Source organism: Listeria goaensis, from assembly GCF_900186125.1.
Classification (GTDB): Bacteria; Bacillota; Bacilli; order Lactobacillales; family Listeriaceae; genus Listeria; species Listeria goaensis.
Window position 1 is genome coordinate 360,407 of the sequence record NZ_FYBQ01000002.1, and the last position, 24,285, is coordinate 384,691.

The 24,285-nt window shown below is 37.1% G+C and carries 40 protein-coding genes; 12 read left to right on the forward strand and 28 right to left on the reverse strand.

Annotation, left to right across the window (positions count from 1 at the left end):
* Positions 1-2: 2 nt before the first annotated feature.
* From CFT42_RS04340 to CFT42_RS04425, 17 genes are all read right to left on the reverse strand, one after another.
* Positions 3-389, reverse strand: a complete 387-nt coding sequence (locus CFT42_RS04340; protein WP_088815463.1) for a DUF7448 domain-containing protein — start codon at positions 387-389, stop codon at positions 3-5.
* Positions 390-737, reverse strand: coding sequence for a hypothetical protein (locus CFT42_RS04345; protein WP_088815464.1), 348 nt, complete (start codon positions 735-737; stop codon positions 390-392).
* Entirely contained in the window at positions 734-1,117 is a 384-nt protein-coding gene (locus CFT42_RS04350) for a YopX family protein (RefSeq protein WP_088815465.1), read from the reverse strand. The genes CFT42_RS04345 and CFT42_RS04350 overlap by 4 nt, the downstream gene beginning before the upstream one ends.
* On the reverse strand, positions 1,104-1,358 hold the full coding sequence (locus CFT42_RS04355) for a hypothetical protein (protein WP_088815466.1): 255 nt from the start codon (positions 1,356-1,358) through the stop codon (positions 1,104-1,106). The genes CFT42_RS04350 and CFT42_RS04355 overlap by 14 nt, the downstream gene beginning before the upstream one ends.
* A 205-nt stretch (positions 1,359-1,563) precedes the next feature.
* Entirely contained in the window at positions 1,564-1,785 is a 222-nt protein-coding gene (locus CFT42_RS04360) for a hypothetical protein (RefSeq protein ID WP_088815467.1), read from the reverse strand.
* Positions 1,786-1,979: 194 nt separating this feature from the next.
* A complete protein-coding gene (locus tag CFT42_RS15090) occupies positions 1,980-2,276 on the reverse strand; it encodes a DUF1642 domain-containing protein (RefSeq protein WP_088815469.1) in 297 nt (98 codons plus the stop codon).
* 20 nt (positions 2,277-2,296) lie between these two features.
* Positions 2,297-2,488, reverse strand: coding sequence for a hypothetical protein (locus CFT42_RS04375; protein WP_088815470.1), 192 nt, complete (start codon positions 2,486-2,488; stop codon positions 2,297-2,299).
* Between the two features lie 180 nt (positions 2,489-2,668).
* A complete protein-coding gene (locus CFT42_RS04380; RefSeq protein ID WP_088815471.1) occupies positions 2,669-2,890 on the reverse strand; it encodes a hypothetical protein in 222 nt (73 codons plus the stop codon).
* The gene (locus CFT42_RS04385) at positions 2,877-3,788 is read right to left on the reverse strand and encodes a DUF4373 domain-containing protein (RefSeq protein ID WP_088815472.1); all 912 of its coding nucleotides are present in this window, start codon (positions 3,786-3,788) and stop codon (positions 2,877-2,879) included. The genes CFT42_RS04380 and CFT42_RS04385 overlap by 14 nt, the downstream gene beginning before the upstream one ends.
* A gap of 4 nt (positions 3,789-3,792) precedes the next feature.
* Positions 3,793-4,440, reverse strand: coding sequence for a putative HNHc nuclease (locus CFT42_RS04390; protein ID WP_088815473.1), 648 nt, complete (start codon positions 4,438-4,440; stop codon positions 3,793-3,795).
* A complete protein-coding gene (locus CFT42_RS04395; protein ID WP_088815474.1) occupies positions 4,440-5,117 on the reverse strand; it encodes an ERF family protein in 678 nt (225 codons plus the stop codon). Before CFT42_RS04395 ends, CFT42_RS04390 begins: the two co-directional genes overlap by 1 nt.
* Positions 5,118-5,129: 12 nt before the next feature.
* Positions 5,130-5,360 carry a hypothetical protein gene (locus tag CFT42_RS04400; RefSeq protein WP_088815475.1) on the reverse strand — a complete coding sequence of 77 codons (231 nt, stop codon included), beginning with the start codon at positions 5,358-5,360 and terminating at the stop codon, positions 5,130-5,132.
* 102 nt (positions 5,361-5,462) lie between these two features.
* A complete protein-coding gene (locus CFT42_RS14735) occupies positions 5,463-5,615 on the reverse strand; it encodes a hypothetical protein (RefSeq protein WP_159458145.1) in 153 nt (50 codons plus the stop codon).
* Positions 5,616-5,796: 181 nt separating this feature from the next.
* Positions 5,797-6,066: a hypothetical protein gene (locus CFT42_RS04410; RefSeq protein ID WP_088815477.1), complete on the reverse strand. Its 270-nt coding sequence runs from the start codon at positions 6,064-6,066 to the stop codon at positions 5,797-5,799.
* A 14-nt stretch (positions 6,067-6,080) separates the two neighbouring features.
* A complete protein-coding gene (locus tag CFT42_RS04415; RefSeq protein ID WP_088815478.1) occupies positions 6,081-6,611 on the reverse strand; it encodes a hypothetical protein in 531 nt (176 codons plus the stop codon).
* 72 nt (positions 6,612-6,683) lie between these two features.
* Positions 6,684-7,457 (reverse strand): Rha family transcriptional regulator, encoded by a 774-nt coding sequence (locus tag CFT42_RS04420; protein WP_088815479.1) that lies wholly within the window; start codon positions 7,455-7,457, stop codon positions 6,684-6,686.
* Positions 7,458-7,494: 37 nt separating this feature from the next.
* Positions 7,495-7,710, reverse strand: a complete 216-nt coding sequence (locus CFT42_RS04425) for a helix-turn-helix domain-containing protein (RefSeq protein WP_244169925.1) — start codon at positions 7,708-7,710, stop codon at positions 7,495-7,497.
* 138 nt (positions 7,711-7,848) lie between these two features.
* Between CFT42_RS04425 and CFT42_RS04430 the strand changes: the two genes are divergently transcribed.
* Genes CFT42_RS04430 through CFT42_RS04440 form a run of 3 tightly spaced genes read left to right on the forward strand, consistent with a single transcriptional unit; the run spans position 7,849 to position 8,833 of the window.
* On the forward strand, positions 7,849-8,082 hold the full coding sequence (locus CFT42_RS04430; protein ID WP_088815481.1) for a helix-turn-helix domain-containing protein: 234 nt from the start codon (positions 7,849-7,851) through the stop codon (positions 8,080-8,082).
* The gene (locus CFT42_RS15095) at positions 8,079-8,312 is read left to right on the forward strand and encodes a helix-turn-helix domain-containing protein (RefSeq protein ID WP_088815482.1); all 234 of its coding nucleotides are present in this window, start codon (positions 8,079-8,081) and stop codon (positions 8,310-8,312) included. Before CFT42_RS04430 ends, CFT42_RS15095 begins: the two co-directional genes overlap by 4 nt.
* The gene (locus CFT42_RS04440; RefSeq protein WP_088815483.1) at positions 8,309-8,833 is read left to right on the forward strand and encodes a hypothetical protein; all 525 of its coding nucleotides are present in this window, start codon (positions 8,309-8,311) and stop codon (positions 8,831-8,833) included. The genes CFT42_RS15095 and CFT42_RS04440 overlap by 4 nt, the downstream gene beginning before the upstream one ends.
* 242 nt (positions 8,834-9,075) lie before the next feature.
* On the opposite strand, the gene CFT42_RS04445 is transcribed toward CFT42_RS04440, so the two are convergent.
* The gene (locus CFT42_RS04445) at positions 9,076-9,318 is read right to left on the reverse strand and encodes a helix-turn-helix transcriptional regulator (protein ID WP_088815484.1); all 243 of its coding nucleotides are present in this window, start codon (positions 9,316-9,318) and stop codon (positions 9,076-9,078) included.
* Positions 9,319-9,507: 189 nt separating this feature from the next.
* Here CFT42_RS04445 and CFT42_RS04450 point away from each other — a divergent pair, with 189 nt between their 5' ends.
* Positions 9,508-9,831, forward strand: coding sequence for a helix-turn-helix domain-containing protein (locus CFT42_RS04450; RefSeq protein ID WP_088815485.1), 324 nt, complete (start codon positions 9,508-9,510; stop codon positions 9,829-9,831).
* 160 nt (positions 9,832-9,991) lie between these two features.
* On the opposite strand, the gene CFT42_RS15100 is transcribed toward CFT42_RS04450, so the two are convergent.
* Positions 9,992-10,087, reverse strand: coding sequence for a type I toxin-antitoxin system Fst family toxin (locus tag CFT42_RS15100; RefSeq protein ID WP_117590147.1), 96 nt, complete (start codon positions 10,085-10,087; stop codon positions 9,992-9,994).
* A 210-nt stretch (positions 10,088-10,297) separates the two neighbouring features.
* Between CFT42_RS15100 and CFT42_RS04455 the strand changes: the two genes are divergently transcribed.
* The gene (locus CFT42_RS04455; RefSeq protein WP_088815486.1) at positions 10,298-11,299 is read left to right on the forward strand and encodes a beta family protein; all 1,002 of its coding nucleotides are present in this window, start codon (positions 10,298-10,300) and stop codon (positions 11,297-11,299) included.
* On the opposite strand, the gene CFT42_RS04460 is transcribed toward CFT42_RS04455, so the two are convergent.
* Complete coding sequence (locus CFT42_RS04460) at positions 11,268-11,840, reverse strand: sce7726 family protein (protein WP_088815487.1); 573 nt, start codon at positions 11,838-11,840, stop codon at positions 11,268-11,270. The genes CFT42_RS04455 and CFT42_RS04460 overlap by 32 nt on opposite strands.
* A 464-nt stretch (positions 11,841-12,304) precedes the next feature.
* Between CFT42_RS04460 and CFT42_RS04465 the strand changes: the two genes are divergently transcribed.
* The 5 genes from CFT42_RS04465 to CFT42_RS04485 all read left to right on the forward strand — a co-directional run bounded on the left by CFT42_RS04465 (position 12,305) and on the right by CFT42_RS04485 (position 15,685).
* Positions 12,305-12,604, forward strand: coding sequence for a helix-turn-helix domain-containing protein (locus CFT42_RS04465; protein WP_088815488.1), 300 nt, complete (start codon positions 12,305-12,307; stop codon positions 12,602-12,604).
* A 19-nt stretch (positions 12,605-12,623) separates the two neighbouring features.
* Positions 12,624-13,028 (forward strand): ImmA/IrrE family metallo-endopeptidase, encoded by a 405-nt coding sequence (locus tag CFT42_RS04470; protein WP_088815489.1) that lies wholly within the window; start codon positions 12,624-12,626, stop codon positions 13,026-13,028.
* Between the two features lie 74 nt (positions 13,029-13,102).
* Positions 13,103-13,819 (forward strand): DUF4352 domain-containing protein, encoded by a 717-nt coding sequence (locus tag CFT42_RS04475; protein ID WP_208611150.1) that lies wholly within the window; start codon positions 13,103-13,105, stop codon positions 13,817-13,819.
* Between the two features lie 66 nt (positions 13,820-13,885).
* Positions 13,886-15,244 (forward strand): recombinase family protein, encoded by a 1,359-nt coding sequence (locus CFT42_RS04480; RefSeq protein ID WP_088815490.1) that lies wholly within the window; start codon positions 13,886-13,888, stop codon positions 15,242-15,244.
* Positions 15,245-15,685, forward strand: a complete 441-nt coding sequence (locus CFT42_RS04485; protein WP_088815491.1) for a competence protein ComK — start codon at positions 15,245-15,247, stop codon at positions 15,683-15,685. It begins immediately after the preceding gene.
* Positions 15,686-15,792: 107 nt separating this feature from the next.
* Here the strand turns inward: CFT42_RS04485 and CFT42_RS04490 are convergent, their stop codons facing one another.
* On the reverse strand, positions 15,793-16,140 hold the full coding sequence (locus CFT42_RS04490; RefSeq protein ID WP_088809372.1) for a helix-turn-helix domain-containing protein: 348 nt from the start codon (positions 16,138-16,140) through the stop codon (positions 15,793-15,795).
* A gap of 232 nt (positions 16,141-16,372) precedes the next feature.
* Here CFT42_RS04490 and CFT42_RS04495 point away from each other — a divergent pair, with 232 nt between their 5' ends.
* Both CFT42_RS04495 and CFT42_RS04500 read left to right on the forward strand, forming a co-directional pair.
* Complete coding sequence (locus CFT42_RS04495) at positions 16,373-16,630, forward strand: CD3324 family protein (protein ID WP_088815492.1); 258 nt, start codon at positions 16,373-16,375, stop codon at positions 16,628-16,630.
* Positions 16,631-16,719: 89 nt separating this feature from the next.
* On the forward strand, positions 16,720-17,367 hold the full coding sequence (locus CFT42_RS04500; protein WP_088809374.1) for a FusB/FusC family EF-G-binding protein: 648 nt from the start codon (positions 16,720-16,722) through the stop codon (positions 17,365-17,367).
* Between the two features lie 21 nt (positions 17,368-17,388).
* Here the strand turns inward: CFT42_RS04500 and CFT42_RS04505 are convergent, their stop codons facing one another.
* The 7 genes from CFT42_RS04505 to CFT42_RS04535 all read right to left on the reverse strand — a co-directional run bounded on the left by CFT42_RS04505 (position 17,389) and on the right by CFT42_RS04535 (position 24,072).
* Positions 17,389-18,408: a WxLIP family cell surface protein gene (locus tag CFT42_RS04505; RefSeq protein ID WP_088815493.1), complete on the reverse strand. Its 1,020-nt coding sequence runs from the start codon at positions 18,406-18,408 to the stop codon at positions 17,389-17,391.
* Between the two features lie 62 nt (positions 18,409-18,470).
* Positions 18,471-19,190, reverse strand: coding sequence for a WxL domain-containing protein (locus tag CFT42_RS04510; protein ID WP_088815494.1), 720 nt, complete (start codon positions 19,188-19,190; stop codon positions 18,471-18,473).
* Between the two features lie 69 nt (positions 19,191-19,259).
* Positions 19,260-19,961, reverse strand: a complete 702-nt coding sequence (locus CFT42_RS04515) for a WxL domain-containing protein (protein WP_088815495.1) — start codon at positions 19,959-19,961, stop codon at positions 19,260-19,262.
* 30 nt (positions 19,962-19,991) lie between these two features.
* The gene (locus tag CFT42_RS04520; protein ID WP_088809378.1) at positions 19,992-20,723 is read right to left on the reverse strand and encodes a WxL domain-containing protein; all 732 of its coding nucleotides are present in this window, start codon (positions 20,721-20,723) and stop codon (positions 19,992-19,994) included.
* Entirely contained in the window at positions 20,716-21,096 is a 381-nt protein-coding gene (locus CFT42_RS04525; RefSeq protein WP_088815496.1) for an LPXTG cell wall anchor domain-containing protein, read from the reverse strand. Before CFT42_RS04525 ends, CFT42_RS04520 begins: the two co-directional genes overlap by 8 nt.
* Positions 21,097-21,111: 15 nt before the next feature.
* Complete coding sequence (locus CFT42_RS04530) at positions 21,112-23,697, reverse strand: WxL domain-containing protein (protein WP_088815497.1); 2,586 nt, start codon at positions 23,695-23,697, stop codon at positions 21,112-21,114.
* Positions 23,698-24,072 carry a pectate lyase-like adhesive domain-containing protein gene (locus CFT42_RS04535; RefSeq protein WP_088815498.1) on the reverse strand — a complete coding sequence of 125 codons (375 nt, stop codon included), beginning with the start codon at positions 24,070-24,072 and terminating at the stop codon, positions 23,698-23,700.
* Positions 24,073-24,285 lie beyond the last annotated feature (213 nt).

The window sequence follows — 24,285 nt, forward strand, 5'->3', positions numbered from 1 at the left end:
TATTATCCCTCCACAACTTTATAATGTATACCATTTACTAACAAAGAACAGACGCTGTAATAATAACCGCCATTGCCATTGTCCGCCCAACATTCTGCATTAGCGACCACATTATTGTTGTGATATATTGTTACGGTAGCGCAATTAGTAGTAGTTCCTGATAAAAGAGAAGTGTATGAACCTGTGAAACGCGGCTCTGATATATCTGTTATCGCTGCATCTAGTTTCACATTTGTAAATTCCCCATCTGCACAAGCGCAACAATCCCACTCGCTACACACGACTGTAATCTTAGTGCCGTCCTCTAAAATTAGTTTATCGGGTGTCCATTCCACTATGCGTTTGTACAACAAATTTTCTTTTAATTTATCGAATTTTTCATATGCCATTTATTCCGCCTCCAAAATCTCATAATCATTGGCTTTCAAGTCCTTTTTACGGACTTTTAGAATATCGCCGTCTTTAAAAATGTAAATCATTCCATGTTTGGGTGATATAACGATTTCTTCATTTCCATGCTGATAGTATTTTTTAAAATCACTAGCTCCGCCGCGTGCATCTTCTTTTCGAATTCGCTTGTAAGCTTCATCGATTGTTTCGCCTTTTCGCTTGGGATAGAGAGTAGGTTTAGCCCTTCCGAATCTGTACAGCATGTCTGCATACGCCCACCCCGTTACCATATCCGCTTTATAATGCACGGCCTCATAATCGTTTATGATTGTTTGACGTACTTTCATCTTTTCGACTCCAACAACTCTGGATTTTGCCATTTATTGCCCCTAATCTCGATATCGTCTGTCACTTCCCATAAGTCCTCAGCCACGTTTTCCCACTCGTATATAAATTTACCTTCATCGAATATCACAACACCCCAACATTCACTATAATCGTCCCAACCGATGTCCCCTTCAAAAATCTTCTTGCCGTTTTTGTCGTGCAAGCCTGTGTATTGCATCAACTCGATGCTATCTATACAAGGATAAAATCCGTGCGCTTTCCCGTGCTCGTCTCGACTTTCTAAGTAACCTAAATGACCGCCGTCGTCAAAGGTTAGTTCTTTAACTGTTTGTAACGTTCCAGATTCGTCATGCCAAACTCTAAACTCAATCTCTCTCATTTTCTAAATCCTCCCCGTCAAAGTCAAAATGCATAAAAGCGTCCATGATATCAGCTACTTCTACCTGACCAACGTACTCTTCATCTTTTGTGAAACATGAGAATTCAACTGGGGTCATTTCTAGACAGTCCACGTGATAAACGACCTTATCATAATTAGGAGCCTGATAGATAATAGCAATCTCGTCATCAAACGTGATATCAAGTTTACACGCTTTGCAGCTTGGTCTTATTTTACTCATTGTCCACAACCTCCAATCCATCTTTCCATACAAAGAACGCATAACCTATTTCAAATCTCACCCAAACCATATTTTTAGGTAGAAATGTCGCGTTGTTACAGGTTCTTTCAATCACGCCAAACTAGCCACGGCGGAACATGAGAGAAGTGTAATTCACTCGCACTCTATCGCCTATTTTCATTGTCTAATTCCTCCATTTCACATTTCATACAGTCACGTTTTCAGCGCTTGCACCGCGCAATTCTATTTTTTTGTTGCACGCAGTACAATTTACATAATAGCCTCCACAGCCCGTTCTCAATCTGTAGTTGGACCACTGAATTTCGTCTTCAAATTCCAATTCTTCTTCGCAATAAGGGCACTCTAGTGTAATATGAGATGGTATATAGTGTATTTTATATGCCGCTTCTTTTAGTTCGGCTTTCATTCCGCACGCTCCTTCTCCAATTTTCTCCCACAAATTGGGCAGTAGTTTATTTTTGCACCTTCTAACACATCGTTTGTCCTCACCCACAATTGTCCACTGTGAACCTTGGTGTAAATAAATGTCTCAAATGGGCTAATCATGTATTCATGTATGTGTTTGGGGTGCCTGACAGTACAATATATACATTCTTCCATTCACTCGTCCTCCTCTACTGGCACCGCGAACTGCCAATACCCCTCATCGATAGCCTTTATTTCTGTTTCGGTGAATTTGTATTTATAGCCTGCGTCAAACACCTTGTATTCTTCTAAAAATACAAACTTATTGTTATCGATGCGCTGGTGCAAAATAGGATTTATCACAGAAGGTAATATAACCCGATAGAGTGGCTCTTTCTCGACTTCGTAGCCGTTTAGGAGCGCTTTGAGGGCTGTTTGTTTATTATCATGAACCCATTCGCTAAGTTCGTACGGTGCAATGCGATAGTAAATACCATTTCACTCACTCCTCTTTAGCTTAGTAATTCTGAACGCATTTGGTTGAATGCCTCTTCAACAGAAGCATCTGACATAGAATCTGTTTCTTTGAGCGTCAAATAATTTGTATGCACTAAACTAGCAACTTGACGTTGTGTATCGTAATTTCTTTTTTCTAAACGTTCTAAAAGAGTTTTATCTTGTTTGGTTAACACGTCTTTTTGCATTTACTAGCATCTCCTTTTATATATTTGAGATTATTAGTGTTTCTCGCGGTACTTGATACACCATAGTTTCATTAAAATAAACCAAAACACATTGCGTTTTATCGCGCTCTTTATAAATTTCGTATTTTTCGCCAACTACGAACGGCGCGTTAGGTACTTTTTTTATGATTTCAGCTTTTTTCATCGATTTCTTACCGTCCCGTCCGGCTCGAAGAAATAGCCTTTTAAGTTAGCTTCGATTCGCATTGTGCGAACTGCTCCAAGTTTTCGCGCCTTTTTTTCCGCTTTTACAAAAGCGGACCTGTAATTTTGAGCGTCCACATCGCACTCAAAATATTTAAATTTTTGTTTTAAAAACTTCACTCGTAGCTTGACGGTGTAAGTTTTGTCAAGATTCCGCATTTCTCTTCACTCCTAACTCTTTCTTGATTTTTTCAACTTCAGCTGCAATAACGGCTTTTTCTTCGTTTGATCGTTCGCTTTGCGGAGAAGTTGCTTGCTCTTCTTTGTTGAACCAATCTGGGAGTACTTCTTGCTTCGTGTTTTTTCTAAATGTATTATTATTTTTAGTTTCTGTCGTCATATCATATTCATCATTCCAACGGCGTTGATAAAACCATGTTCCGCCTTGCGCGATAAATTGATGCTCTGTATTCTTAGCTTGTAAATGTTGTTTATATGCCATGATGCCGTTCTGAATTTCTTTATTGCTCACACCCTCTTTTATAGCTTTTTGATATGCTTTAAAAGCGTCTTCTTTGCGTTCTTTGCGAGGGTATAATTGCCAAAGCTTTGAAAAATCGGATTGTAAATTAGTCTTATCGCTTTTATTTACTTTACTTTTATTTACTTTACTTTCCTTTACTTTACTTTGGGGATTAATGTTTACATTAACTTCCCTTAATTCGTTGTTATTGTCTACATTAATCCAGTGAAGTGTCGGTTTTCGTGTTTTTCGCCTTTTTGTCGCTTCCGAAAATGTCGCTTGAATTTTAGAACTCGTTAATACCTTAGCCGAGTTGAACAGGGATTCGTCAAAAAACCCCCATACAACTAAGCGGTTTACAATCTGATCTAATAATTCTTTGCTGGTACCTGGCAATCTTTTTAAAAGTTTTGCTTTCATCAGCTCATCCCATACAGCGAAGTATCCTTTTTCATATACCGCACATAACAGTTTGATGACAGCTAGCTCACCTTTAATACCAAATTCCCCAGCAATTGCTTCTATTTTCTCGTCTTCAAAAATATGAACATCTAAAGGAAAGTAATCCAGCCCTTCTTTTTTAGGCCTTGCCACGCTATCACTTCCTTAAATTTAGTTTTTCTAAATCTTTTTTATCTAGTTTCACTGGAATAACCTTATACAACTTCATGAAAGTTTCTAGTCCTATTTGGTGCTGTTCTGTGTGGTGTTTGCGGCATAGCGCCATAAAACGATGTTCCTCGTGATTAATTTTATTTCGATTGCGTCCCATTCCAACTGCTTCAACATGCGCTATGTCGCTTTTATCGCGACAAATGCAACACTGTCCGTACATCAAGCAATAGTAGAACCATGCGTTATTTTCGAGCAAGTACTCATAGTGCTGTTTCAGCAGTATACGGTGTTTAAGCACGAATTTTATTAAGAACGCGATCCATTCCGTGGCTTCGTTGCACGTAGCGGAAGCATGGCTAAACATTTCGCCAGTTTTAGCCTCATAATCAAATCTTAAGAATTCTTTTACGCATTCTGGTTCATCACCAGTGAACAACGCAATATCGCGTATGAGAGCGTATGAGAGCTTTCTTTGCTTGACTGTGATGCCTCGGTTGTCCAATAAACGAAGTTTGACATAGTTATCACCGCCGCGAGCTAAAAGCTGTAAATAATTCTCGTTGATTTCATCGTCTATTAGCTCGAGCAATATTCGATTATCTTTTGCTTTTAGCACTTTGGCGTATTCCATTACAACATACTCCCTTGTCTTTCTGTTCCTTCTGGTAATTGTTCAGATGGTTTTTTTGTTTGTTTCAGCTTCTTTTTGTTCTCTGAACGGACATCGTTTATACATTTTTTTATTAGACCAGATTGCTCTGTATTTAGATTCTCAATTAAATCCACTTGTATTTTTGTTTTTCTCTTAAGCGTTTCCCACGTTGTGTTAAAATCTAAATTCATTTCCGCAGATAAACTATTAACTAAACCATTTATAATTGGAACTTCATTTGCTTCTATCTTTTTAGGCATCGTTTCAACAGCTGTATTTCCATCATCATCTTGGTCGCTCGTGATTCCGAAAACAGCAGATAGAGCATAGCGCCTAGCGTATGTTGCCGCAGAACCAAATCCTTGAGCGTCTCGTTTTGTTGCCGGCAATTTTATTGGGTCATAAAAGACGAACTCGCCTTCTTCATGCCACAATTGTGTGGATACTGCAACACTTTGCTCATCACTAGAAATTTGTTGCGTATAAGACAGACCTGTACCTTTTAAAGCATCGTCTATGACTTCTACGATATTTTCAAGAGGTACATATTTACTTTCGAAAAATGGGTTGCTGGCATCCTTTAACGGTTGCTTTAAATTCTCCCTGAATTCGCAAAGACTTTTAGCAATCTCTGTAATTTCTTCACTTTTTTCCATCTTAAATACCTCCTACCAATATCTTGGTATTTCTTTTTTTAACTCAGCGACGTGCTCGCCTACTTCCTCATACGCTTCAAGTAAATCTTCGTACACTTGTGAGCCGCCTAAAGATTTAGCGTGTTTCTTTAATGCTTCGTAGAATTCTCTTAGCTCTTTCGTGTGATCAAAAACCGTTTCCTTAAGATTCGTTATTTCGAATGATTCCATCGTTCCGTCTTCTAAATCAGAAGTATTTATCATCTACTATCCCTCCATTTACTTTTTTGGGAGTTGATGCTACAATACATTTGTGTATGTTTGTAAGCATTTTTCCCTGAACGCCACTTTGCCGAGTGGTGTTTTTTATTGTGCAAAATTCAAAATTAAAACTGTCAATGATAGAATGAGCGCAAACACTACAGCACACCCAAACACGATTGATATACATATATCTGAAACACTCCATTCCGTTTCTTCATCTTCATAAAAGAAGAAATGTTCTAGTTTTTTTAACATTTTGTCACCTTCTTCATTTTCTTTTCGTGTCTCGCTTGTAAATACTCATTAGTAAAAATATAGTTAATAAATGGTTTTCGCTCTCGTTCTATGCCCTTCTCTTTTTCGATGGCTTTTTGGTAAGAAAACACGGTTAATTGGCACACGATTACTATAGAAATAACAAAAAGTAAAAATAAAATCATTGTGTCTCAACCTCTCTCTTGCTTGACTTAATTTCTTCAATCGGTATTACCGTCTTCATTCTTCCATTTTCAAGCATTATATTTTGATCGTTTGGGAATGTTAACGGTTCGCTTGGTTTGTCTTTCATTGGTGCGCGGTCGAATATGTCATTAACCACTTTCAAATCAACGTTCGGTCTGTAACCAGTTTCAGGGTCAAAATAATCTACGATTTCATAATTACTTAAATCTAGATTATTTACTTCCGTAGCTTTTTTCCTTGCCATGCTAACACCTCATTTCATTTTAAATATCCTAGTTCTTTCCAGTGCTTTTGCCTGTACCTAATCATTTCAGGTAAATTAAAGTTATAGCTGTCGCATATTGACGGTAATAGGCTATTTTTTATCATCACTTCATCTAATAACTCGTTAACGTACTCCCTGATTTCTCTTCTCTCGCCTTGCTTCAAATGATTCATATCTTTTGCTAGCAAGTGCGCTATCCTGTTAGCGCTCTCGTCTTCCTCCAGCTGTTCTTTAGTAGCTAGAGTTTTGAAACATAGCGGGTGACCACTTACCTCGTCCGCAAACGGTACTACATACGGCGAGAATTTCGCCAATAACTTACGAGCTAAAATATTTTCATCTAAGCTCTCGGTAATACCTTGCATAATCTCCCGTGGCATATTCCTTTCGCCTGTTGAGTAATGACCTATCGCAGGTCTACTAACATGTGCTATACCTGCTAACTCCTTTTGCTGATACTTCCCTTTAAGTTCTTGCATTTCTGATGCCACGTTTGCTGATGTGGCGATGATTTCTTTTTGCATGTCTTTCTCCTTTTTTTATGTGTAGTAAATTAAATTGTAGTGCTACTTGGTTTATTAGTATCTTTAAACTGTTCAAATAACTTTTAAATGGTCTATATTATCTGTTCTAATTCCAAATTGAATAGCCATTTCTTTTACAACTGTTAAATAAATTTCAATCAGTCGTTTTTCTTCCGCTATACAATCCAATTTGTTCAGCTTCTGAATACTCGTCTTGCTCATGCCCTTCGCAGACATTTTTATTTTTCTGTTCTCTAGTCGTCTATTTAAATCGCAATGAGCACGACTTTCAAACCTTTCATAACTCATATTAATAACTGACCTGTAAGGTTCAGTTCCTCCAAAGTTATTAGCTATCTTACGCAAAATAGTCTTAACTTTATCTCTCCACTCGTTAGCGTTCACGCTGAAAATCATCTTCATATCATTGATTTCTGATTTCGCTTCTTTTGCTTCTCTTTCAGCGTTTGCAACTGCTAGAAACATTTGGTTAAACATTTGTAATTCAGGGCTTAAATTTGAAGTATCAAGTTGCTTTTTAATGTGTTGCTCCATTTTGTTGAAAGCTTCAATATACTTAAGCTTAAATTGAAGAGCTTTCTTTCCAGTAAAACCCATTGCAAGTAAAGTGAATCCGTCACGGTTCATGTAAACGATTCTGTATTGTTGTTTATTTTGAGGATGGGTGTAAATATCTTCGCGAAATAGGTCTGTCCAATTTTGGACCACCCCTTTTAGGTTATCCAAATCCCTTAATACATGTTTGTGTTCCTTCTCAAAACCTTCTGCCACATTTAAACTACTTGTAACCGCTTCTTGATTTTTCATAATAACTAATTCATTCATTCCTTACACCTCCTGTTTGTCGCTAAGTGTTTTATAGCTATGTTGTTTGTCTATCACTTAGTAGATCGTTTACGGTTACCCCTAGCGCTTTGGCGAGTTTATCGGCTTTTTCTAATGTTGGGGAGTACTTATTGTTTTCAAGGTCGCTAAGCGTTGATGCTGGAATCCCTGATTTTTCACCTAATACTTGTAAGCTAAAGTTTTTTTGGAGCCGTATTTTTTTAATTCGCTGACCGACTTTCAAGTTTCTCACCTCCTAAACATTACGATTTTTCGTAACTTTATTTATAGTTTATCCGAAAACTCGGAACATGTCAACAAGTTTTCGGAAACTTTTTCAAGTAAGTAGATTACACTAGTTATAACGGTATTTCGTAAGGAGGATATTATTTTGAATAACGTAGATTTAATTGCAGATAGAATGATTACATTAGCCAACCAACAAAATTTAACTATAAATAGACTTGCAACCCTCGCTGGGTTACCAGGCGCTACATTAAATGATTTAGCTAACAAAAAAGGTAAATCTGTAAAATTCGATATCATCACTAGCATTTGTCCCATTCTTCGCATCTCCGTCACCGAGTTCCTCGACTTCCCGCCGTACAACGAGGTGGAGAGATGAATGACCACGAATTAATTTTTGAACGTCTCTACTTTCTGTTACGAGAAAGAAATTTAACAATGAACAGACTTGCTACACTATCAGGACTAAGACAATCTACACTTAGTTCGCTTGAAGCGCGTCCTACTGGTGTTCCTAAAGCCGATACAATACGCTTGATTTGCCAAGCCCTAGAAATATCCGTCCACGAGTTCTTCGACTTCCCGCCTTATAATGAGGTGGAGAGATGAAGAAAGATGAAAACATATTTTACGTCAGCTTTTTAAAGTTTTTAGGTCTAGCGGGTGTTGCTGTGTTCGGATATTTCGCCAATATAATTTTTTCTAACTGGAAAATAGGAATCAATGTCTTTTCCTATTTTTACTACGAGGGGATTAAATCATTTAATATCCCACATGTAGTTTGGTTTTTATTCCTACTCTTTGTTTTGGGATTCAATGCGATTGCTTCTCTTCAATTTGGATACCATTTAAAAGAACTAGGTGCTTACAAAGGTAAGATAGCATTTGTTTTTACTGGGATGATTATTTTCAGCCTTTTGTTCGTAATAACAATACTGTATTCAATAATTGTTATTCCTGCTGGTAAAACAATAGATAACAACATAACAATAATTGCACCATACATTTCTGAACAAAAAGAAGAAGAAATGCGCTCTGGCTTATTGCAAGTATCGAATGCCGATGAGCTAGACAAATTAAAAAACGAGATTACTCAAATAGCTAAAGAGCATAATCTCCAATTGCAATAGAACAATAATAATTATCAATTGCAACAACTCGTAAAAATACTCATAAAATCTATCCGACTTTTTTTCAGATTTATTGATTGGATAGTCTATTTTCGATACCTTTCGGATTAAATATGCAAGTGTGCTAATTACTACAATTTGGAATGAATCCATACATATAGCTCCTTTTCTATCCGTATCAATATTTAATGTAGTGCTACTGGATTAGCTTGTATGCTGTTTTGGTGTTAGGTGTTTTATTGCTATGTTGGCTGTTTATGAGTTTTATCACTCCCCTCGCGCGTCATTTCGCGTAGTTCTTCATCAAAAAAAATTACCCAATCAAAATCAAGACTTGACGCAATTCGCATAGCATTTCTAACTGATGGATTTCTTCTCCCTTGTTCAATTGATGAATAAGTGGTTCTCTCAATATCCGCCTTAATAGCTAATGATTCTTGAGTTAGACCTTTTTCCTCTCTTAGCTCCCTTAACCATGTGCGCATGAGAACACTCCTTTCTTTTTGTGTCATATTGCGTACTTTAATATTACTACGCATTTTGACTACTGTCAAGAAACAATTACTCTTTTTGACGCATTTTAATATTTTTCATACTAACTACGCTTAATGTATAGTAATATTGATATATTGATATTGACATGTCGATATTGATATGTCGAGGAGGTGGCGGTTTTGTTTGGAGATAGACTTGTTAAACTTCGCAAAGAAAGAAAGCTTACTCAAGATGATGTTTCTAAAAAAATTGGAGTTGCGAGAACATCGTATGCATCATATGAACAAAACAGACGCGTTCCTGACTCTGACGTACAAATAAAACTTGCAGATTTTTTTGATGTTTCATTAGATTACTTACATGGCAGAGAAACAGAACGAGTCGAGATAAAGAACAAAGACGGCTATTTGATCGCTGCGCACGCTCCTAAGGACATGACACCTGAGCAGATTGAAGAGTTAGAGAGATATGCGGAATATTTGATTAAGAGGGATAACCTGTAATTTAATAACTTGCAGTGGTATAGACTAGCGTTTTATGCTATAATGGTTTTGTAAACGAAAAGATTGAATTCGAAACACACAAAACGCCAGTCTAGTGCGATAGACTGGCGTTTATTTTTTGTTCGATTTAATCAAACATGTGGGTTAGCGAGCAACTTGCTTACTTGTCACTTTTCTTCTCTAACCACAAAGAAACTAGCTTAAGTACTAGACCAACGATAATTGGTGCGACAATTAACGAAAAGATTGAATACATCGAAACACACCCCCTAACGGGGCAAGTTGCCAATAAATAGTATACGCATAATAATATTGTTTTTGCAAATCAAAAAATAATATAGTAGTTCAATTAATTACAAAAATAATAATTGTTGCCGGCTTCCCCACTAAAAAGGCTGAATATTATTCATAAGTAGGTATTAACGTTTAGGCGATAATATAAAATTGCATCAGAGGAGGAATTAAAATGTATGTACCCATACTAAAAGCTAAGCAAGGAGAAAAAGATGGACTATTACATCTAACTGATGAGGTAAAAGATCAGATTGTCCCTCTATTTGAATTACCACTAGACACAGTAAAAAGCAAGGAAAAGTCTATGGCCTGCGTAACAACCCATTGGAAAAACAGAGAATTTTTCTTAGATTTTTCAACTGATTGTAAGGCAGAAAGATTTTCAGTTACAGAGTTTTTTGAGGATTTCAACAGAATAAACACAGATTTTTCAATTCCTGTGTTCCATTTAAATTACTCTAATGAAATATGCAAACAATTAGCTTCTCAAAGCAAAAATGAATACGCTCTCAGAGTGACAACAAATGAAGTCATGGATGATGACTTTGAAGATATAATAGAAAGTTTTTTTGAAACCATACCACCAGAAAAAACCTTTTTAATAGTCGATGTAGAGGAGCTAAGAATAGAAAATTTAAATAATAGTGTCTACACAGCAAAAGCTGCTATTGAAACAATACCATCATTAAATAAATTTAAAAAGATAATTGTTGCTTCATGCTCTTTTCCAAAATCCTTCCAAGGCTTTGATAAACATGAATTTATTTTACTTAATCGTTTAGAATCTAAATTTTTTAATCGATTATCTAAAAAACTGAAGGACATAGAAATAATTTATTCTGACTATTGTATCAATCACTGCTCTGACTTTGAGTTCGTACCAGGTATGCAACCCTCTTTTAATATACGGTATACAACAAAGTCAGAGTATCTAGTATATAAAGGAGAAACTATAAAAAAAGGTGGCCTCAATTTTGAAAATATAAATGAAGCTTGTAAAAAATTATGTATTCATCCATTATATATGGGCTTCGATTATTCATGGGGAGACTCCATGATTTATAAAATAGCTCATAATGAAGTAAATAAAGGCGGTAATCTTACCTCTTGGCGAGCATATGGGACAAATCATCACATTACTTTTATGGTAAATCAGCTCTCCAGCCAACTCTAGTTTTTAAAATATTACGTGTGTACTCCAAAATTTCTTTTCGGGGTACACATTGTTTCGTCAAACTTGCCAACTCATTTTTGGGAAGATTTGAGTAACCTTTGATTTTATTTTCCTTCAATAACAATTTGATTTCTTTGCTCCAAAGTAAATCTAATAACTTATCAGTAGAAACTGCTTTATTATTTTTAGCGCTTCTTATTTTTTTGATACTAATTGCTCCAAACTTATTAAGATAGGCAACAGAAACTCCCCAATTAACGGGCACAATTTCTAAAATTTTACTTTCAAATTTCTTGCCAACTACAATCGTGGTCTTCTCAAAAGTTAATTCGTAATTTACAATTTGATTAGGTAACCGTTCTAAGGTATCATGGTCACTTTTAATCTCATACCCATGTAAAAGACCGTTAACAACTGCAACATCTGCTCTTGCTGCCCCGTCACAAATACTTAATTCTTCAATGACTCTGAATTGCTTCTTATCATTTTCTTTTCGTATGACTTTTATCAATTCATCTCTAATCATAGAATCAGTTAACATAATTAAAGCTCCTTTATATCATTCATCAATTTTTAAAGTAAGTTACTGCAATTATACCATGTTTAAAATACAGGTCACTATTTTTCAACTCAACAGATTGTATTTTCTTATTGAACAGGTATTAGATATTTTCCAACAAACTCCTAATATTAATTTTTCCAAATAACTTTCTGACTTATTTTTTTCTTGATTTATACTCTAATCCTAGTATAATAAAAACAGGAACGTTTGTTCGCTTGTGAAAGTAGCAACCTCAATCTGCATTCTACATCATTAAAAAGTAAAATGAATTTATGGTGATGAGAATGTGGTTTTTTATTTGCCTCTATGCAATATTATTTCTATTTCAGAATTGAACATTTCAATTATTCTCTTTTTTCGAAATATTAACCCTTTCTGCTTTAGAGAATCGTCTAAATGTATTACAATAACTTTTGAACTTTAGTAAAGGCTGGTGGTGGTGCATGAACATTCATGAACGAATTGCTCTGTTACGTAGACGAAGAAACATCTCTCAAAAAGATTTTGCCGAAATGGTTAAGCTAGATGACAGCACCATGAGCAAAATTGAAAATGGGCAGCGCCCGATTAAACATTTAGAAATTGAACGGATTGCTGATGCACTGGATGTGTCTATTGATGAGTTATTTGGTAGGAAGAACGAAACACAAACTGAAATTTTGCTGTTGCGATTTGAAAACGGTTTAAGTAACACCGATAAAAACAGAATATTAACATTCATAGAAAAGGGGTCAGATGTTTAGTGTTATAGGGGGATAGTTTATGAACGATGCAAACTATTTACTAGATAAACTTGACTTAAAAATCATCTATGAAAAAAGCTTACCATGTGGAGCAAAGGCTTTGCTTATCGAGAACACCATTTACATCTTAAAAGGACTTACACAAGCGGAGGAAGTCTGTACAATCATAGAAGAAATTAGTCATAAACTGTATTCAAATGGAAATATACTCGATGTGAGCAAAACAACGAATCGAAAGCAAGAATTTTTTGCAAGACGTAAAGCGCATGAATATTTAGTACCTCGCTCTTTGTTAGAAGACTGCTACCAAAAAGGTTTGCGGAATTACTATGAAGTAGCTGACCATCTTGGAATTACAGAGGAATTTTTAAAAGAAGCCTGTGATCACTACATGCAAAAATACGGGAAAATTGTAACGGGCTAGCCACCACCAACAACACAGATAATAAATTCTCGCTAGAGAATTCATTATAAATAAATCACAAAGGGAGAATAAAAATGAATGAAATAAAAAGAACTAAAAACGGATTGGGAACTGCAGGTTTCATTTTAGCTTTGATTGGATTATTCACAGGATGGATACCTATAGTAGGCTGGATAGTATGGATATTGGGGATTGTATTTTGTGTCATTGGCTTGTTTAAACGTCCAAAAGGGTTAGCGATTGCCGGTACAATTATTTCTGTAGTTGGTATTATAATTCTTATTATACTTACTAATATCGGAGCAAATGCACTAGATTCAGCAACCGAAAAAGTAGATTCAGATTCTAATAAAACAAGCGTTTCAAGTTCGGGCGATAGTAAATCTAAAGACAAGACTTTGGAAAAGACATATGGAGTCGGCGACACAGTGAGCTACAACGGTTATGAATTAAAAGTAAATACAGTCAATTATAGCAAAGGTAGCGAAATTGATACTCCTGATAGTGGGAAACAATATATCATTATTAACTTAACTATTACAAACAACACAGACGAATCTCAAAGCTATAATCCATATGATTTTAAGCTAAACGATGATGGGAATAAAACTGATCTTGACGAGCTACTTGTTGAAGATGATATTGAAATTCTCAACTCAGGAGACTTAGACCCTGGAGCAAGTGTAACAGGTAATCTTATTGGGCAATCCAAAACAGATTCGAAATCACTAAAATTACAATATCAAACAAGCTATTGGGGAGACGAAACAGTCGATATTAACTTGAAGTAAGAAAGAGCTGAAAGGCTTTTTCTTTTAACCAAGAACAGAACGTACGTGCTATTTAGGAGGGGTAAAATGAAAGCGGCTATTTATATACGTGTTTCAACTCAAGAGCAAACCGAGAATTATTCTATATCGGCACAAACCGAAAAATTGAAAGCCTTATGTTTGTCAAAAGGTTGGGATATATACGATATTTTCATTGATGGTGGTTTTACTGGCTCTAATATCAACCGTCCTGCACTTCAAGACATGCTTTCTAAGCTCGATAAAATAGATGCTGTTGTTGTATATCGTCTCGATCGCTTATCGCGTTCACAACGTGACACACTTCTTCTAATCGAAGAATACTTTTTAAAGAATGATGTGGAGTTTGTGAGTCTCTCTGAAACACTTGATACTAGTTCACCTTTCGGGCGCGCAATGATTGGGATATTGTCCGTTTTTGCACAGCTAGAACGCGAAACAATCAGGGACAGGCTTGTCATGGGTAAAATTAAACGTATCGAGGATGGACTTCCGCTTGTTACTGCTAGAGGAAGGACATTTGGCTATGACGTTATTGACACTAAATTATTCATAAACAAAGAGGAAGCTGAACATTTACAACTTATTTATAATTTATTTGAAGAAACGCAAAGCATTTTGCAAGTTCAAAAAAGAATGAAGGAATTAGGGTATGAGGTGTTTAATCGAAGACGTTACAAAAACTTACTTACAAACGATATTTACATTGGTTATGTTAGTTATGCGGATAAAGTTCATAAAAAAGGGATTCATGAGGCTATTATAAAAGAAGAGCAATTTAATCGTGTTCAGCAAATTTTTAAAAGAGTGGCAGACTTGCCAAACGTCAATCAAGAATCACAATCGCTACTAAGTGGATTAGTTGTTTGTGGAAAATGTGGTATGCCTTATTCTCACACTTCAAAGTCAACCTCTTACAAAGGTAAAAAAATGAAATATCGTTATTATCAATGTAAGTCTAAAAGACGTCTATATCAATATGACGACTGTGAAAATATTATCATTCGAGCAGATAAGCTTGAGGAAATAGTTTTAAATCGAATCACAAAATATTCGAGTTCATCTAAAATAAAACAAGAAGAAAATAAATTAATCAAACTGCAAAATAAACTAAATGACTTGCAAAATAAAAAGGCAAGGCTTTTAGAACTATATTTAAATTCCAACTACAAAAAAGAAGAACTTGACTCAATGACTTTGAAAATTGATACTCAAATTTCAACCATTCTCAGCGAAAAAAAAGTTCAACAAGAAAAAATGCAGAGAGAAGATTTCAAATCAATATTGGAGGCAACAAAATTCAAGGATATAAAAAAATTGGATTTTAAAGACAAACAAAAACTATTGAGAGCTATAATAGATATGGTTATAATAAATAAAGAAGATATAGAAATCAAGTGGCTTTAGGTGGATTTTAGTTCATGGAGAACTCTTAATGGTAGGAGGGAAGGAACTAAGCATCTAATAGGCATCACTCATAAGCCGCCAATTATTATTGATCCTATTTCATTTACGTATACTTTTCCGACAGCTTCACCAACAAATCCAAACTGCATTTGGGTTTTTCCGCAACATATTAAAGAATACCACGGGACAAAAGATAACCAGACACTTGTACAGTTTTCTAATTTTGAAATGATTAAAATTGATGTTTCGATTTCCTCTTTTAATAATCAAGTTGCACGTACATCTATGTTACACATGAAGTTCTCGCAGAAGATGCGTATGATGGAAACACAATTCCCGTATAATAATGCATTCTTTCCACCATCTGGAATTGTGGCTGAACCTTTCACATCGTACAAAACATCGCCCAAAAATGGGCCGCATAATCCATTCATAGAGTAAAAAAATAGTGGAGTTTTAAATAACTCCACCAATAACATAATCGTTCGAGTATGTATATGGTAAACTAAATAGGCATTCAACTATATGTTGAATACCTCGATGTATCGTTATTTTTGGTTTTCAATAGCACTTGAAATATCTTTAAGTAACTGCAAATCTTTTTCAGAAAACGAGTATGGTAGTTCTAAATACCATTTTTCTAGTTCTGGATTTCCAATTAGCGGGAATGCATTGACAGAATTTTTTTCTCTTAAACCTGCTACATCGTCAAGCAAAAATTCTGTGGTTGTCCCTAGTGTTTCTGCTAATTTGGCTAAAATAAAAATTGGTGGTTTATGTGTTGCGCTTTCATATTTACTGATTGTTGAAGGTGTCACACCAATTTTCTTAGCAAGTTCTTTTTGTGTTAGTCTATTTTTCTTTCGTAGATTAATTAACTTTTCACCAAAATCCACTTCAACCACCTCTTTTCTACTTTCTATTATAGCAATGTCAGAAAAAGAATTCGACATTTGTTAGCTACTTTTATAAAATTATTTTTAAATTTAGGAGGTGATCAGCATGTCTGCTAATGTAATGCTGTTCCATGCAAAGCCTGAAATGGCGATTCTTTGTATGGATTATTCTTAATCGCCAATACTGGGCTTTGCTACTTATTATGGATTAAATAATAAAGGAGCTAGCCTTATGAAGTATCAAACTGTTGAAAATATATTACCTGAAAAATTAATTCTTGAAATTCAAAAATATGTAGATGGAGAATTTCTTTATATCCCTGTACGGTCAAAAAAGGCTTGGGGAAGCGAGTCTGGAATTAAACTGCGGCTAAAAGAACGAAATGCACTGATAAAGAAGGATTTTGAGAGCAGTTCTACGATTCGAGAACTTGCTGAAAAATACTTTTTATCTGAAAGCACTATCAAAAATATTGTTTATCGAAAATAAAGTCAGCTGCTTTATTTGACTATAAAATGTTCTTAGACTATATTTTAAGTGTTCTTTCGTTGTAAAATAAGGATTGGAGGTGATTTTATATGGAAGCATTTATCGAAAATCACGTGTTAAATCAAATTTTACGGCAAGCGAAACATGTTCTTGATGCAGAGCAAAGAGTAAATGATATTAAAGTAAAGCAAGAATTTGCATATTACTCGCTAAACAAAGCTGAAAAAGCATTTGACTCTTTAATGACAGACCAATTAGAGCTTTTGAAACCTCTTGTTTCTATAAAAAACGAGTCGGATTATACGCATTTTAAAGATTCGCTTGAGCCTTATTGCATTCCATTTCGCGCTACTACAGATGCGCAATTAAAAAAACTGTTTAAAAAAGCGAAGAAACTTCATCCGCCTCATTTAAGTCCTGCTGATTTTTCACACCTGACTTATTTAAGTTGGTACGATAAAGGAAGTATGAAAAAATTTATTGTTCGTGAAATTGACGGGACAATGCGCGGCTTGTCCGGAAGTTTCCTACCTAGCCCGCAAAAAGGAATTTGTCATTTTTGTCACCATATGGGGGCTGTTGGACTTTTTACAGTAGATGTTAAGACGGATACGAAAAATCATAATTACAAAGCGCTTAGCAACTATATTTGCCAAGATGAGGCAACTTGCAATGCGCATATCACGGACACTGAAAAATTAGATTTCTTATTTGAATATGTTCGGGGAAATAAGTAAAGCGAGCCAAAAAGGCTCGCTTTACTTATCTTTTTTACGACTAGAACGCTTGCCAAGTAAGAACACAAGGATAAGCAAGATAATGCCTAACAAGACGGCGCCTAGAATGAGCCACATTGTATAGTCTTTTTCTAGTTCCACTGCTTTATTGTTCAAAGCTTTTGCTTCATCGCCTTTGATTTCAAAGTCTTTTGTCCACTTCCACTCGTTTTCATTGGATTTAGCGGTCATGTGGAGGGTGTATTTGCCCGCTTTAAACTCTTGATTTTCCCAATTTATACCATAGTTGAAGTTAGAGTTTGGAGCGAGACGCATATTTTTTTTATTTGTTTCATGTAATGTTTTATCGCGGCTTTTTTTAGTAACTCGCGCTTTTACTTCTAAATCTGTTAGAATTACTGGCTGCGTATTTTGCAAGTTCGCTTTTAGCACATTGCGGTAATTAATTTGCGCTGGATTAATGTCACCTAGTTGCATGTCTGGCTTGACTTCAGTGTCGTTTTCTGTCAGTAAAACGCCAATAACATAGGCATATAAATTTTTAATTTGTACGCCTTCCTCTTCTGTTTCCGATTCTTTATCTAGTTTTTCAGTAAAATGAAGTCCACCTAGAATTTGTCCGTCATATTCTTCTTTTGGCATGGTTACGTTCACTTTAACAGTTTTTGTACCATTTGCTGGGATTGTTATTTCTTCGTCCATTTTGGCAATTTCGGAAAATGGGGTTTTCAAACTCTTATCTAAATTGGGCTTCGTATTGCTGTAGTCGACAATCCCATTATCATTCGTTACGGCTGTGTTAGCATGGCTTTCAATTGTGATGGTGTGATTTAGGCCGTTTGTTACGACGACCTCGAGGGCTTGCGTCTCACCCGGTTTCATTCTCAAATCGAAGTATGTTTTTGATTTATCGATTTGGTTATCTGGTATCACGGCTGTTACTGAGAAGTTCATCGTCGAAGCGGCGTCAGCATGAGAAGGAACTAGCCAAATTCCTAGGCATAATAGGCTTATTAAAATGCTTGCTAAAAATTTTTTCATATTTTTACTCCTTAGCCACCCTTTCTTTTGGGAAAAGGGGGATTTTGCGTTCCCCCTTCTGTTTATGGTGTCGCTTCAAGGGTCCATGTTATCGTTGACGTATATGTTTCGCCTGCTATTTTCCTTGCCTCAGCAGGAATGTGGAGTGATACGTTAGGATTAGTTGCCAACTCATCCGCTCCTGAAAGGTTACCAAATGCGATTGCCCATGTTGCCATGCCTTCATTTTCTCTAGCAGTGACTAAATTTTGACCTGACGCATTTAAAGTTACATCTGTTGCAACAACGCTTGGTGTAAATTTAGAATCCATAGTGGAGGTGAGATGAACCCCTGACATTGTAAGGGCAGCACCTTCTAAAACAGCATGGCTAGCTGAAACAAATTCAGTGCCCGAAACCGAAAGTGACCAACCAGAATTAGAGCCGCGATTATCTGTTACTTGCACAAAGTTTGGTACGTATTTTTTTCCACCTAAAGCGGTTGTTACTTCTGTATAAAGCGCGTTATAGTTCTTGGCTTCTCCAGAAATTTTTTGTGTACCGAAATTTAATGCCGCAGCAAAATCAATGCGAAGCGCGCCACTTGTTGGATTTACAGGTTCTGTTGGTGTCACATCCGCTCCAGGATCGGTTGGATCAATTGGTGGTGTGACTCCTGTATCATCAGCTTGGAACGTGACATCTGCATTTGTTTCTGTGCCTACAGCGAAAGCGTTGCCGGAAAAAGTCATACAGCCGACAAGTATGGTAAGGAGACTCGTGCTCCATTTTAGTTTACACATCTATGCTTCTCCCTTCCTTTAAAATGGCGTCACGCGAAAGTGGGTCTTCCGCGCGACTTTTTGACCGTTTTAAGCAGGAGTGTCAGTTAATGTCCATTTTAACTCAGCTTCATATTTCCCAACGATTTTTGCTGTGTCGCCGGGTACGGAAAGTGAGATACTTTGCGCAGCTGTAGTCGCGTCACCGAATGATGTTGACCATGTTCCCATTCCTTTATTTGCTGCTGCATCGACAACATCTGATGCAGTGCCCGCTGGATCAAGTTCAAATGAATACGCTGTCGGTGTGTTTGTTGCAGTCGCTTTTGATGATTGCATCGTTGCATTTTGGAAGGATAATTTTGCTCCTGTTAGTGTGCTTGCGCCATTTTTAAATTGACCTACTTGTTCTACCGTTAAGTGCCAACCTGCATTTGAGCCGCGGTTGTCGGATACTTGCACAAAGTTTGGTACTTCCACTTCTGTACTAGATGCGGAAAGCGTTACTTTATCTAGATTGGCATAATAAACTTCGTTGTTACCAGAAATCATTTGGTCCGCGAAATGAATATTGGAAACATAGTTAATACTTAGCGGCCCAGGAGTTGGCGCTGGCGTTCCTGGATCAATTTCTTCACCTGTTCCTGGAACTTCTGGTTTTCCTGGATCTGTATTTTGAGTAAAAGTAATGTCCCCTTTAGACGTTACATCAGCCGCAAAGGCTTCTGTCCCGTACCCTACTCCTCCTGCTACGATAACGCTAATTGCTGCTACTTTTAATAATTTCTCCATCAAAAATCTCTCCTTTTTTTAAATAAAATATCACGCTGGTGAATCTACAAGTTCAAACGTGAGAGTCGTTTTATATTGACCTTCTACTTTTTGTGTTTTTCCTGGCACAACTAATTTGACACTCGTTGCCGCTTCGGATACATCTTTACCAAACAAGTTCGCCCAAGTTCCACTACCAGTTCCGGCTTGTGCATTGACAATTTCAACTGCATCACCAGAAACGGGATCGAGCGTTATAAGCGTATTAGCCGTTGGGACATTTCCATCATGCAAAGTGACAAGCGTGCTATTTAGCAAACTAATTTGGGCTCCCTCTAAAGCGTTCGCTCCGTTCATAAGTTGACCATTTTGCTTCACAGTCAAGTGCCAACCGCCGTTTGAGCCACGGTTATCCGTTACTTGCACATAGTTTGGCACCTCTTTTTTAGCGCCAGTTGCAGTCTCAACAACTTTAGTTAAATGAGCATAGTAGGTTTCTTGTTTACCCGACATCTTTTGCAAACCAAAACGTAAATTGGAAGCAAAATCAATACTTAATGGCCCAGCAGTCCCAGGTTGTCCCGGATTATCTGGGTCAGGTGTGATAACATTGCCTGGCTCAGTCGGGTCAATCGGGTTTGTCGTACTTGTGTTTTTTTCATAAGTCAGGTCTGCATCTGACGTTATACTCCCCCCGTCAACCGCCAAAACATGGATACTTTCACTAAAAATTGCAGTCGTTAAAACCGCGCTCGCTACTAGCCATTTCGTTCCCTTATTCATATTTCTTACTCCTCCCATAATCGTTATCTTCTTTTCTTTTTTGTAGTAAAAATAAGCTACAGCCAATCGCCAAACACTCCATACCGATAATCAATCCGAAAACTGAAAATTGGTCCCCCGTAGTCGGTAACTTGCCTAAAGCCGTTTGCTCCAATTGATTCGGCTTAGTTCCACCTTGATCCGTTGGCGTCTGCCAATTAGACGTGCCTCCTTCGGGGAAATTTCCATGTGGTGTTTCACTTTCAATCGATTGCCCACTAAATGAAATCCCTACTTCAACATCATAGTTTTGAGCCTTTGTAAAAAGCGGATTCGTTGTGAGTAACACAGAAAGTAACAGAAGATAACTTGACCATTTTATTATGCGTCGCATCGTTCTCTCCTTTCATCAAGGGGCGTCTTGAAGTGTCCATCTAATTTTTGTATAGTAAGCTTTAGCTTTTGCCAGCCCAGGTAAAACATTAAGCAATATCCCCTCATCTTGCGTCGTATTTAAGTCGATGACCGTTGTACCTGTAGTAGCTGATTTATTCGTGTATACAGGTGTAGTTCCTTGATCCGTCAGCTCTAAATAGTCGGTTACGCCATTTTGTTTTGTGCGAATAACCAAACTGTTTAGCGCATCTCCGCTGTCCGTTGCAAGCGGCGTCGTAAGTTGTGCCATCAGCGTCCATTCTTTAGGAGTAGCTCGTGAATCTTCAATCGTAATCTTTACATCATTTTTTGGAGTAACAAGTTGTGGTTTCGATTTGATGGTCACGTTGCCAAATGAAATGTCAGTTGGAATTTCTTTAAATTCTAGCGTTCCTGCTTTAACGGTTACGTGGATTGTCCGTTCAACACCTAAAACAGAAATTTTCACATCATATTCACCCGGTGTGCTTGATAGCCCGCCTCTGTTTACAATCACAACTTGATCTGTAATATCTTCACCAGAAGGCTTTTTCCAAGCTTTTACTTGACCGTTCGTTACAATTAATTCATCTAATTCCGCTTCTGTAGCAGGTACGCTTTGTGCTAGTATTGTAAAATCAGTACTTGTTAACATCGCATCATTATTCGAACTCGTGCTACCATCTTCCACAAAAACTGGAATTGTAAAATCACGATAGTTCGCTGCACGGTCTTGAATCCTTACAATAGCCGTCGAATGACCAATTCGGCTCACGTCTGGCTCTGAAATAATCGTATAGGTCAAATCCTCCAAACCCGCATTATCAAAAACATTTTCTACAAGACTTTTAGCATCTGTTGTAAAAGACGCGCCAAGTTGCACGGTTTGAGTAATTGGATTTGCTTCTGGCGGTGTTGTATCACTTACCAGTTCAAAATTGGACTGCTCACTAATATTTCCTGCCGAATCAGTCGCGGTTGCATAGTAAGACACATACGGTGCTAACGGGCGCTTATCTGCCGGAATCGAAATTTCATAATCTTCTGTATTCGATGTCCCGCTTGCCAATATACGATTATCCGATGAATCATAAATGGTAACTGTCACGTTTGGTTCGGCTTTCACCTTAATGGATGCATCCACATCTTTTATGGGGCTTAAAACAGGCTTATCAGGCGGGGTTTCATCCGAGACAACTGTATTTGTTGTGGCGTTTTTTCCGTCTAAATACGCATAGGCCACAACCGTATTTCCTGCAGAGAAAAATTGCCCATCTGGAAGTGTATACGTGTAATTTCCAGAAGCGTCAGCTTTGACATGGTACATCTTAGTGTCGCTTTTATCTTGCGCGGGTATTGTTCCTGTTGGAATGGCTGAATCACCGGAAAACATGACCCACGCATTGGGGTTTGTAATTCCCATAATCGTATGGCTATTTGCCTGCGTTTTATTATCGGATAGTGCATCTATGGTGACGGAAACATCTGGAATATATTCAAATAATACACGCTTGAAGTTTTGCGTCCGGTAGTTCGAAATGAAATTATCTTGGGTTTCTTGACTAATGCTATTCCCAGTTAGTGTCGTTTGAACATTGGCGCCGACATACGGGATGTTCATGTCGTACATCGGATACCAATCATACGTTGGTGTGCCAGCGACATCGGCTGTCGTCCATGCTTTTACACGTTGAATGGATGCTTTGAAACTTCCACTCACCATATAAATGGGGCGTGTATTGGCATTTGTATTGGCGGAAGCATCAATGTCAACTTCCCCTGCATCTTCAAAACTAAAAGTGGATGTTCCGCCGATACGAATGAGGTTTTTTGCTCCGGTTCCGTCGGCTTTTAATTTGAAAATTGATTTTTTGCCAATCTTAAATAGACTACTTGTTCCCGTATAAACTAGAGCGCCAGTTCCAGTTCCTTGACTCGTTGCATTGACGATGAGACTTGCTCCGTCTGCTACTTCAAATGAAGCGTTTGTTCCTACGTTAATTGGATTTTTATTATAAGCGTCAGTAAACGGACCATCCATATTAAGCGTTAGCTTTGCATCGTCTTGTACGAGTAGTTTTGAGTCGTTACCTAATTGAATCCCTCCACGGGTTGAGGCATTCGGCGTCGTAATGTTAACCTCGGAATTTCTTTGCATCTCAAAATTTCCATTTAGTTGAATGGTTGTCCATTGTCCTTCGCCACTAAGTCCGTTGCCGCCTCCTGTCAGGTTAAGCTTAGCGCCTTCTTCAATCACGGCGTTTCCTTTAGTCCCGCCAGTTCCAAGCATTAAAACTGTGGCATTTTCTGTTGTTCCTGTATAGTTAGATCCGCTTGTGAAGGTGATGTTCGTCACTTCAAGGTTTGTTTGGTTTGTTAAAGCATTGTAAGTGGTTCCATTAAATGGACTTACATACGAGTTAACAGAAGCATTCTTCACTGTTCCTTTTACAATGACATCTGCTTGATAGGAAGCGGTTAGTTGGGCCCCTGTGTATTCGATATTATCGAAAGTAAAAGTAGAACCAACACCAGCCGTTCCGTAAATTCGGAATGGTCCCCAGTAGTTTTGGCCATACATCTAAATATTTTGAAGGGTGATGTTAATTTTTGTCGAACCAAAGTTCATCAAGTAACCCCGCTTACGAAAATCCACATGATGATTGTTACCATTTATTGTAATGCTCCGAGCTGGAACTGTTACATTCACTTCACCCGCGCTTGTTGATGGATAGTTCGTAAATTCAATATCATTCATAATATTTATTTCAGTAATTGCTTGATTTCCCATTGCGGTTTCAAGTTCCTGATATGTAGTCACATTCGCAACATTTTCGGCTTCAGCTTTGACCGTTTGAAACATCCTATCGAAAACCCCACTTCCTTGTAGTGGAATTATGATAGCTAAGCTCGCAACAAGAAATATCGTTGTGATGATGCGAAATCCCTTTTTCAAATTTTCTCACCTCTTTCACTCTTGAAATGAATCAAAAGGTAAGTTTGACTCCCTTTGATACTTTTTAGTATACAAGGATAAAATCATTGGAAATATTTACAGCGATAATTCCGCAACATAATTGTGAACAAATTGTGTCTGAAAATAAAATAAACCGCTTTATTTATTGCGATTTATACAAATAAATGTTACTTTTGAACATTTTGTGTCTAA

Coding starts and splice junctions, on each gene's coding strand:
- CFT42_RS15100 (WP_117590147.1), bottom strand. CDS start 10,087: ATGTATTCAATCTTTTCGTTAATTGTCGCACCAATTATCGTTGGTCTA.
- CFT42_RS04480 (WP_088815490.1), top strand. CDS start 13,886: ATGAAAGCGGCTATTTATATACGTGTTTCAACTCAAGAGCAAACCGAG.
- CFT42_RS04495 (WP_088815492.1), top strand. CDS start 16,373: ATGAAGTATCAAACTGTTGAAAATATATTACCTGAAAAATTAATTCTT.
- CFT42_RS15095 (WP_088815482.1), top strand. CDS start 8,079: ATGAATGACCACGAATTAATTTTTGAACGTCTCTACTTTCTGTTACGA.
- CFT42_RS04440 (WP_088815483.1), top strand. CDS start 8,309: ATGAAGAAAGATGAAAACATATTTTACGTCAGCTTTTTAAAGTTTTTA.
- CFT42_RS04410 (WP_088815477.1), bottom strand. CDS start 6,066: ATGGCAAGGAAAAAAGCTACGGAAGTAAATAATCTAGATTTAAGTAAT.
- CFT42_RS04455 (WP_088815486.1), top strand. CDS start 10,298: ATGTATGTACCCATACTAAAAGCTAAGCAAGGAGAAAAAGATGGACTA.
- CFT42_RS04345 (WP_088815464.1), bottom strand. CDS start 737: ATGAAAGTACGTCAAACAATCATAAACGATTATGAGGCCGTGCATTAT.
- CFT42_RS04420 (WP_088815479.1), bottom strand. CDS start 7,457: ATGAATGAATTAGTTATTATGAAAAATCAAGAAGCGGTTACAAGTAGT.
- CFT42_RS04340 (WP_088815463.1), bottom strand. CDS start 389: ATGGCATATGAAAAATTCGATAAATTAAAAGAAAATTTGTTGTACAAA.
- CFT42_RS04500 (WP_088809374.1), top strand. CDS start 16,720: ATGGAAGCATTTATCGAAAATCACGTGTTAAATCAAATTTTACGGCAA.
- CFT42_RS04445 (WP_088815484.1), bottom strand. CDS start 9,318: ATGCGCACATGGTTAAGGGAGCTAAGAGAGGAAAAAGGTCTAACTCAA.
- CFT42_RS04400 (WP_088815475.1), bottom strand. CDS start 5,360: ATGATAAATACTTCTGATTTAGAAGACGGAACGATGGAATCATTCGAA.
- CFT42_RS04360 (WP_088815467.1), bottom strand. CDS start 1,785: ATGAAAGCCGAACTAAAAGAAGCGGCATATAAAATACACTATATACCA.
- CFT42_RS04460 (WP_088815487.1), bottom strand. CDS start 11,840: ATGTTAACTGATTCTATGATTAGAGATGAATTGATAAAAGTCATACGA.
- CFT42_RS04465 (WP_088815488.1), top strand. CDS start 12,305: ATGAACATTCATGAACGAATTGCTCTGTTACGTAGACGAAGAAACATC.
- CFT42_RS04525 (WP_088815496.1), bottom strand. CDS start 21,096: ATGCGACGCATAATAAAATGGTCAAGTTATCTTCTGTTACTTTCTGTG.
- CFT42_RS04470 (WP_088815489.1), top strand. CDS start 12,624: ATGAACGATGCAAACTATTTACTAGATAAACTTGACTTAAAAATCATC.
- CFT42_RS04530 (WP_088815497.1), bottom strand. CDS start 23,697: ATGTATGGCCAAAACTACTGGGGACCATTCCGAATTTACGGAACGGCT.
- CFT42_RS04510 (WP_088815494.1), bottom strand. CDS start 19,190: ATGTGTAAACTAAAATGGAGCACGAGTCTCCTTACCATACTTGTCGGC.
- CFT42_RS04395 (WP_088815474.1), bottom strand. CDS start 5,117: ATGGAAAAAAGTGAAGAAATTACAGAGATTGCTAAAAGTCTTTGCGAA.
- CFT42_RS04415 (WP_088815478.1), bottom strand. CDS start 6,611: ATGCAAAAAGAAATCATCGCCACATCAGCAAACGTGGCATCAGAAATG.
- CFT42_RS04520 (WP_088809378.1), bottom strand. CDS start 20,723: ATGAATAAGGGAACGAAATGGCTAGTAGCGAGCGCGGTTTTAACGACT.
- CFT42_RS04355 (WP_088815466.1), bottom strand. CDS start 1,358: ATGAGTAAAATAAGACCAAGCTGCAAAGCGTGTAAACTTGATATCACG.
- CFT42_RS04475 (WP_208611150.1), top strand. CDS start 13,103: ATGAATGAAATAAAAAGAACTAAAAACGGATTGGGAACTGCAGGTTTC.
- CFT42_RS14735 (WP_159458145.1), bottom strand. CDS start 5,615: ATGTTAAAAAAACTAGAACATTTCTTCTTTTATGAAGATGAAGAAACG.
- CFT42_RS04515 (WP_088815495.1), bottom strand. CDS start 19,961: ATGGAGAAATTATTAAAAGTAGCAGCAATTAGCGTTATCGTAGCAGGA.
- CFT42_RS04380 (WP_088815471.1), bottom strand. CDS start 2,890: ATGCGGAATCTTGACAAAACTTACACCGTCAAGCTACGAGTGAAGTTT.
- CFT42_RS04350 (WP_088815465.1), bottom strand. CDS start 1,117: ATGAGAGAGATTGAGTTTAGAGTTTGGCATGACGAATCTGGAACGTTA.
- CFT42_RS04390 (WP_088815473.1), bottom strand. CDS start 4,440: ATGGAATACGCCAAAGTGCTAAAAGCAAAAGATAATCGAATATTGCTC.
- CFT42_RS04505 (WP_088815493.1), bottom strand. CDS start 18,408: ATGAAAAAATTTTTAGCAAGCATTTTAATAAGCCTATTATGCCTAGGA.
- CFT42_RS04375 (WP_088815470.1), bottom strand. CDS start 2,488: ATGCAAAAAGACGTGTTAACCAAACAAGATAAAACTCTTTTAGAACGT.